The sequence below is a fragment of the Candidatus Protofrankia californiensis genome, assembly GCF_900634765.1.
Lineage (GTDB): Bacteria > Actinomycetota > Actinomycetes > Frankiales > Frankiaceae > Protofrankia > Protofrankia californiensis.
Genome location: NZ_CAAAFT010000406.1, coordinates 20,388 through 28,481, shown reverse-complemented (window position 1 = coordinate 28,481; position 8,094 = coordinate 20,388). Strand labels below are relative to the sequence as shown.

The window sequence follows — 8,094 nt, the reverse complement described above, 5'->3', positions numbered from 1 at the left end:
ACACCGTTGATGACGATGACCGGCGCCTGCTGCGGCGACTCGCCGGCCTGGTCGCCGACATGCTGGTCACCAAGAACAGCTACACCGACCAGTTCTTCCAGGCCCGCCGCCGCCGACCGATGAGCGTGGCCGCGGAGATCCAGTGGTCGCTGCTGCCCCCGCTGACCATGGTTACCCCGCAGGTCGCGGTAGCCGGCATCCTCGAGCCCGCCTACGACATCGCCGGCGACAGCTTCGACTACGCCCTCAACGACGACATCCTGCACGTGGCCATCATCGACGCAATGGGCCACAACCTGGATGCCGCCGTGCTGGCGACGGTCGCCATCGGCGCCTACCGGCACGCCAGGCGTGCCGACGTCGGGCTCGCCGACCTGTACATGTTCATGGACGAGGCCATCGACAAACAGTTCGGGCCCGATCACTTCGTCACAGCCCAAATGGTGCGCCTGAATGTCGGAACGGGTCACCTGCAGTGGGTCAACGCCGGCCACCCGGCACCGCTACTGATCCGTGACCACCGGGTCATCCAGGCGCTGGAGAGCCCGGGAACCCTGCCCGTCGGCTTCGGTGGTGACATCCCGCAGATCAGCGAGCAGGCGCTCCGGCGCGGTGACCGGGTGCTGTTCTTCACCGACGGTCTCATCGAGGAGCATGCAACCGGCGGGGAGCAGTTCGGCGAGGAACGCATGATCAATTTTGTTGAGCGCGCCCTGGGTAGAAACGTGCAGGAGATGGCGCGGAGTCTGTCCCGTACCCTGATGCAGGAACGGGGCGGGATCACCACCGACGACGCGACCCTCTTCCTGGTCGAGTGGCGCGGGGGCAGCGCCGACCATCTCACCAACCTGGAACTGTGACCAACACCGTGCCCGTAACACCGTGCCCGCAAGACCCTGCCCGGCCCGCAACACCGTGCCCGCAAACACCGTGCCCGCGACGTCGCCCGGCGAAGCCGCCGACGTCTGTCGGTGTGGCCAGGTTGAGGTGTGGCCAGGTTGGACGGCGCAACCATGCTGATGCGCGGCTAAGGTTCAGCTATGGCGCGACGGACGCAACGGGAACGGCAGGCACAGCGGGAGCGGCAGGCACTGTGTGACCTTCTGCTTGAGCTTGGCCCGGACCAGCCGACGCTGTGCACCGGTTGGACGACCCGTGATCTGGCCGCTCATCTGGTCGCACGGGACCGCAAGCCGCGGGCGTTGCCCGGGCTCGCGGTGTCACGACTGCACGGCATCACCGAGCGTGTCGAACGAGCCACCAGGGATGCCCACTCCTATGAAGATCTCGTCGTGTTGATCCGCGCGGGCGTGCCGGTGTGGCATCCGGCCCGCATCCCCGCGGTGGACGAGCTGATCAACCATGCCGAGTACTTCATCCACCACGAGGATGTCCGCCGTGCGCAGCCGGACTGGAAGCCGCGGGATCTCGACGCTGCCGCGCGGGACAAACTGTGGCGGCCGTTGAGACTGGTCGGCAGGCGAGGTTTCCGCAAGTCCCCGGTCGGTGTTGTGGCGGAGCGCACCGACGGGGTAGGGCGGCTGGTGCTGCGATCCGGCACCGGGCAGGTCGTCCTCGCCGGTGCGGCCCCCGAGTTGCTGCTCTACGCTTTCAACCGGCGGGAGCAGGCAGTCGTCGACGTCCGTGGTGACCAAGCGGCTGTGGCCGACTTCCTGGCGGCACCCGCCGGGCTGTAGAGGCTTCACCCAGGGAAAGTACGCGGCGATGCTCACCTGGATCAGCCGGCGCGAGCACGACGATATCGATCTCTATTTGAGTCCTGCTCGCCGGGTCCGTCACGGCATCGGCCCCGACTGCCACCGGCAGTCGGCAGAAATTATTCTTGCGCCAGCCTCCAGACCGCTCTGGGATCTCGTCGACTTTTTCCGACCCATAAAATTAGATTTTCCTTCTCGAGGGCTTGCAGGCGTCGGAAAGAGCGGCATCGACCCTGTTGGAGCTCACGGAGAGCTACTCTAATATCTTGAAAATAGGGTTGAGAGTAGGCGTTGGAGTAGGTGCTCCTTAGGTATGTTTCCGCTGGTCGGAGTGCTGATCGTGCGGGAGGCGGGCGTTAGAGTACGCATGGGCTGGCGCTACCAGACCACGCGCGGCCAACCGCTTCGCAGGATGGTGAATCGTGAGTTGGCCTCGGTCTCTTTCTCACCACGGCGCCGGTGAGCGTGGTGACGCGACCCAGGCCCTGGTCCGCGGGAGGTTGCGGAGCGGGCGGTCACGGAATGCGGATCATCAGTGGTGAAGTGACTGAGAGTCAGGACGCGGCGGTGGGGCTCTCGGTAGAGGGGATCTCCCGCGTGGTCGAGCGGGTGGCGAGGGAGTCGGCGATGGCGGCGAATTCGGCGAGGGCGGCCTGGAGGTCCTCGACGATCTCGCGGGCGATGACCTCGGGTGGCAGGAGGCTGTCGGTGTCGTCGAGGCTGGGGTCCTTCAGCCAGGTGATGTCGAGGTTGGCCTTGTCCCGGGCGGTGAGTTCCGTATAGCTGAACGGTCGGAACCGTTCGGTTTCCACCCGGTTCGCGCGGGGTTCGCCCGGCCGGTAGCAGGCGACGAAGTCGTCGAGATGCTCGCGGCGCAGCGGGTTCTGCTTGAGCGTGAAGTGCTCGCCGGTACGGAAGTCGTACACCCACAGGTTCGACGTCCAGGGTTTGCCCGGCCGTGCCTCCCGCTTGTCGAAGAACAGCACGTTGGCCTTGACCCCGCCGGCGTAGAAGATGCCGGTCGGCAGGCGCAGCAGGGTGTGGACGTCGAACTGGGTCAGCAGCCGCCGCCGCACGGTTTCCCCGGCGCCGCCCTCGAACAGCACGTTGTCGGGGACGACGACCGCGGCCCGCCCGTTCATACCGAGCGCGGTGGCGATGTGCTGGACGAAATTGAGCTGTTTGTTCGTGGTCGTCACCCAGAAATCCTGGCGGTTGTAGGAGATGTCGTCCCGGCCGGTACGACCGTCGTCCGCGATGACCGTGATGGACGACTTCTTGCCGAACGGCGGATTCGCCAGGATCACGCTCGGATGCAGGCCGGACTGTCGGGCGAGCGCGTCGGCCACCTCGATCGGGGACGGCCCGTTCGGCTGGCCGATTCCGTGCAGCAACATGTTCATGGCGGCGAGCCGGGCGGTGCCGTCGACCAGTTCCGTGCCGGTGATGGCGGTGCGGCCCAGCTCCCGGCGTTGTTCCGGGGTCAACTCGGAGCCATGATGGGCCTGGATGTGCTCGTACGCGGCGAGGAGGAAACCGCCGGTGCCGCAGGCCGGGTCGTGCACGGTGTCGTCCGGCCCCGGCCGTAGGCAGTCGACCATCGCGGTGATGAGCGCCCGTGGGGTGAAGTACTGGCCGGCGCCGGACTTGATGTCCTCCGCGCTTTTTGCCAGCAGTTCCTCGTAGGCGTCGCCTTTCACGTCGACCCCGGAGGCCGACCATTTCTCCTTGCCGATGAGGTCGACGACCAGCTTCTTCAGCTTCGCCGGATCCTGAATCTTGTTCTGGGCCTTGCGGAAGATGACGCCGAGAGTGCCGCTCTCCCGGGACAGCTCGTCCAGGGTGTTGCGGTACTCCTTTTCCAGGGTTTCGCCGTCGTAGTCGAGCAGAGCCTGCCAGCGGTTGGCGACATGCGCGAGAGCCGTGTCGGGGTTGAGCGGACGGTTCGCCCGCTCATGCGCCATCTTCAGGAACAGCAGATAGGTCAGCTGCTCGACATAGTCGATCGTGGACACGCCGTCGTCCCGCAGGACGTCACAGTAGTTCCACAGCTTGGCGACCAGCCGCCGCGACTCGGCACTCACAGCAGCACATCCTCGCTGGTCGGCTTCCTGGCCCGATCTCTGCCCCGCGGAACACCTGTGCCCCGCGGAACACTCGCCCCGGCGGCTGCCCGCTCCGTCCGGATCCGCTCCAACAACACCGGCGCCGGCTCGTCCCCCGGATCCTGCTCCACCAACCGCCCCGCAAAAGCCTCCGCCAACAGCGATTTTCTGAGCGATGTTGTACGGACTTGGCTCTGGGAACATACAGCTTCGAGCCTTGCGGCTTGTTCAAGATTATCTTGGATCTGGCGTGCGACTATTGCCTGCTGGTCTATTGGCGGAATCGGAATGGAGATTCGCATGAGATTTTGCTGGGAGATGTTGCGCATCGAATCTTTGGTTCCTGTTGCCAGGGCTGAGATTTGCTTTCGCGTGATTGTCGATGCCAGAACCTGGAGCAGCCATTCACGATCGATACCCGGTGCCGGTTTCAGCCTGAGGCTTTTATCGCTCAGGAGTAGTTGTGGCCGGCAGTTGCGGACAATCACTGGGGCGCCTACATATTCTGCTGTATTTGCGCGACTTACCAGAATATCCCCAGGGGTAATCTCATGGCGAGGATCAACCTCGCGGCCCGGCGGCAGGGCCTTGTTCTCATATGGTCGAAACTCGCCCCAAGTCATGGCGCTGACCTTGATGACGCCCCATTCGGTCGCGTCTGCTGGCCGTGGTTGACAATTGAATGATTTTCCAGCCTCGATTTTGCTCACGACGCTGGACAGCGGCCCCCAGCGCCAGTGGGATGGAAGAGGGCATCCCACTGCTGGTTCGGATCCGGTAGCGGTGAAACCGCGAATCGAACGTCGGAAAACGTCTATCTTCTTATCAATCTTGGTGAGCAGATCGACGCATGCATCGACCTGTCCGAGGTATTCGTCGAGGGCGACGACGATGCGGCGCTGCTCGGCCAGTGGTGGAAGCATGATCGGCCATCCTGCGAGCCGGGCTACACCGATATGGTGAATTCCAACACCCCTTGAGTGTTCGACAAAGGCGCCGCGTTGCGCTTCGTGTCGTAGCAGCAGGAGGAGAAACTTTGGATCAGCGCCGTAGCTGCGTACTCGGATCAAGGTATTTTGTAGGCAGCAGTCCTCTATTTCGTTATTCCAGAGCGCTGGCTTGCCGACTTCCCCGGGACTCCCCGACGCTTCACTCAGGACGATGTCTCCTGGGAGAAGGCGGTAAGTATCGAGCTCGTCATCGGTGAAGTTCATCTGCTTGATGTCGTCGAGTTTGAGACCGTTCCAGCCAACGTTCGCGGCACGGAGATAGGGGCGCATATGGAGACCATTATGGTTCTTCGGTGACCGCTGGCGGCCAAGCCGTACTTCCGCGATTTCGTCGAGGCGGACGTGTGCCCAGCCGGGGGGAAGAGGGGTCATGCGGTGAGGCCGTGGGTGAGGTCGGTGATGAGGGGCAGGGCGTGGTCCTCGCCGAAGACGGTGAGGAAGCCGTCGGTGCCGCCGCGTTCGGTGAACGGGGGGCCGTCCAGGTCGGTCACTGCGAACGCGGCCGATGTCACGACGATGTCCCTGATCCTCTCCAGCCACCACCACTCGTCCGCGGTGAACTCCCGCCTGCTCGCCTGCCGCTGGCGCGCGATCCAGCCCTCGAAGCGTTCATGCACCATAGCCCGGTGCGGACGGGGCGTTTCGTCCACGCCCAGCTCGAAGCGGATCAGCCCGATCAGGTCCAACGCACCGTACTTCACCTCCGGTACCCCGGCTGCGATCTCGAGCTGGGCGTAGGCGTCCCACAGCCGTTCCGGCGTCCACTGGTGGGGTGGCCGGGCGATCCGCCCGGCGAGTTCCTTGAGCGCCGCGTACACCGGCTGCTGGCCGGTGCCGCGCTCGTACCCGAGCTGGATCGCAGTGATCTCCTCGTGATGTTCCCGGAGGTAGGCCCGCCAGGATTCCACGGTGCGCTGCGCCAGCTTCCTGCGGTCGACGCCGGCCGCCTCCAACAACCTGTCGGGATTGACCTCGTCGTAGGTGATGTCGTGGGCGCGGCGGATCTCCAGCAGACGGGCACGCAGCCCTGGATTTGCCGCCAGGGGACGGACGGCATCCTCCACCAGCGCCCGTTCGGCGGGCGGACCGGCCTGGCGCGCGGCGTCCAGTGCGTCCACATCGGCACAGCGGGCAAGGCTCGACACGATGGACGCGAGCGGCGCTCCGGCGAGATGTTCCAGCTCGGCCCGCTCGTCCGGGGTGATCTGCTGGCCGAGGCGGGCCAGCCGGGAGGCGAGCGTCGACGCCTCCTCGGCATTGATCGTCAACGTCCCGGTCTTGCGGAGCAGCTGCTCCAGACTGATCTGCCGCTCGGTGTGCTGTCCGAGCGGGGCCGCGTCCACCCGGTCGCTGTCGAGCACTCCGACCGCGTCCACCAGCACGAACCGGTCCTTGGCGGGCGAGTCCGGGGTCACCGCCTGAAAGTCGTCGGCGTCGATCGTCCGGGAACCCCGGCCTTTCATCTGCTCGAAGAGCACCGCGCTCTTCGGGTTGCGCAGGAACAGCAGGCACTCCAGCGGCCGGACGTCCGTCCCGGTCGCGATCATGTCGACGGTGACGACTATCCGCAGCTCGGCGCTGTTGCGAAAAGATTTCAGCAGGCTGTCGGTGTCCCGCACCGAGTAGGTGATTTTGGCGGCGAACTCGTTGCCCTGGCCGAAGACCTCCCGGACCTTCATCACGATGTCCTCGGCGTGGTTGTCGTCCTTCGCGAAAATCAGTGTCTTGGGGACGTGCGTCCGGCCTGGGAAAATCTCCGTGAACAGTCGTTCCCTGAATGTCCGCAGCACCATTTCGATCTGGTTCGGGCTGACGACCGATCTGCCGAGCTGCTCCGGCGTCCAGGAGAAGTCGTCGTCGAGTTCCTCGTAGCGTTGACGGCGGGTGCGCCGGTCCCGTTTCGGGACGGTGATCCCGGCATCTATGGTCGCGCCCTGCGTCGTCAGCTCGGTGCGGATGCGGTAGACGTCGAAGTCGACGTTCACCCCGTCGGCTACCGCCTGCGGATAGGTGTACTCGCTGACCAGGTTCTGGTGGAAGAAACCGAACGTCTGCTTCACCGGGGTCGCGGTCAGACCCAGCAGGTAGGCGTCGAAATACTCCAGCACCGCCCGCCAGCGCCCGTAGATCGACCGGTGGCATTCGTCCACAATGATCAGGTCGAATGTCTCCGGCGGGATGTCCGGGCTGTAGGCGATCTCGATCGGCTCGGCGTCGCCGTCGGCGTTCTCGGAGGTGTCCGCGTCGAACGCCTGGTCGTCGACGGCTGGGTCGGGCAGGGTCTGGCCGCGCAGCATCGCATACAGCCGCTGAACCGTGGAGATCACCACATGTGTCGACCCGAGCAGCCCGGCCCCGGTCAGCGGCTCCACGTTGTACAACTCGGTGAACTTGCGGCCGTCGTCGGCGGTGACGTAGGTGGAGAACTCCTCCCGAGCCTGCCGGCCGAGATTGTTACGGTCCACCAGGAACAGGATGCGATGCGCTTTCGCGTGCGCGAGCAGACGGTACGCCGAGGTGACCGCCGCATACGTCTTTCCCGCCCCGGTGGCCATCTGGATCAGAGCGCGCGGTCGGTCCTGCGCCAACGACTTCTCCAGTCCGCGAACGGCGTCGAGCTGTGCCGGCCGGAGATTCCCCGCCGCCAGCGGCGGCAGGTGCTGTAAACGGTGGCGGAGGGTCGGATGGACGGCGTTGTCGTCGGCTTCCCGCATCCACCGGGCCAGCGTCTCCGGCCGGTGAAAGGAGAACACCGACCGGGCGCGGCCCCCGCGCGGGTCGAGGGTGTTCGTGAAATGTGTTTCGGCCGCGGTCGTCTCGTACCGGAACGGCAGCGGCCACGTCCACGCCTGGTCCTGCTGCTCCCTGGTCAGCGACCGGGCGTACCGGCCGGACTGCCACTCCACCGGCGTGAGGACGGTGCCCTCCCGCTTCGCCTCGACCACGCCGACGATCTTCCGGTCGACGTACAGCAGGTAGTCGGCGGGGCCACTGGCGGTTCGGGCCTCGCGGACGGCGACACCTGCCCGGTCGAACAGGTTGATCCGGGAAGGGTCCTGCACCGACCAGCCGGCCGCCGCCAGCATCCGGTCGACCTCGTGCCGTACCTCCAGCTCGGTACGAGGCTCCTGGGCGGCGGCGTGGGCCCGGGCGACGAACGACTCCCGCTCGGCCGCGGACACCTTCCTGGCCGGCCGCCTGCCTTCGGTCGGGCGCCCGGCCGGCTGCCTGCTGCCCGCTTGGTCGGTCGGCTGCCAGGCC

Annotated in this window: 5 protein-coding genes; 2 read left to right on the top strand and 3 right to left on the bottom strand. The window is 65.7% G+C overall.

Annotated elements, in window-relative coordinates; translation table 11 throughout:
- The coding region (locus DD1DGNOD_RS20785; protein WP_131770868.1) for a PP2C family protein-serine/threonine phosphatase at positions 1-860 on the top strand (860 nt) is incomplete at its 5' end.
- Positions 861-1,040: 180 nt separating this feature from the next.
- Complete coding sequence (locus DD1DGNOD_RS20780; protein ID WP_131768184.1) at positions 1,041-1,697, top strand: TIGR03085 family metal-binding protein; 657 nt, start codon at positions 1,041-1,043, stop codon at positions 1,695-1,697.
- A 575-nt stretch (positions 1,698-2,272) separates the two neighbouring features.
- Here DD1DGNOD_RS20780 and DD1DGNOD_RS20775 read toward each other — a convergent pair.
- The 3 genes from DD1DGNOD_RS20775 to DD1DGNOD_RS20765 all read right to left on the bottom strand — a co-directional run.
- On the bottom strand, positions 2,273-3,802 hold the full coding sequence (locus tag DD1DGNOD_RS20775) for an HsdM family class I SAM-dependent methyltransferase (protein WP_131768183.1): 1,530 nt from the start codon (positions 3,800-3,802) through the stop codon (positions 2,273-2,275).
- A complete protein-coding gene (locus DD1DGNOD_RS20770) occupies positions 3,799-5,205 on the bottom strand; it encodes a restriction endonuclease subunit S (protein WP_131768182.1) in 1,407 nt (468 codons plus the stop codon). Before DD1DGNOD_RS20770 ends, DD1DGNOD_RS20775 begins: the two co-directional genes overlap by 4 nt.
- The coding region (locus DD1DGNOD_RS20765; RefSeq protein ID WP_206443345.1) for a DEAD/DEAH box helicase family protein at positions 5,202-8,094 on the bottom strand (2,893 nt) is incomplete at its 5' end. The genes DD1DGNOD_RS20770 and DD1DGNOD_RS20765, both read right to left, overlap by 4 nt.

Bases quoted from the DNA above. Each gene is read 5' to 3' on its own strand.
- DD1DGNOD_RS20770 (WP_131768182.1), bottom strand. From the start codon at position 5,205: ATGACCCCTCTTCCCCCCGGCTGGGCACACGTCCGCCTCGACGAAATC.
- DD1DGNOD_RS20780 (WP_131768184.1), top strand. From the start codon at position 1,041: ATGGCGCGACGGACGCAACGGGAACGGCAGGCACAGCGGGAGCGGCAG.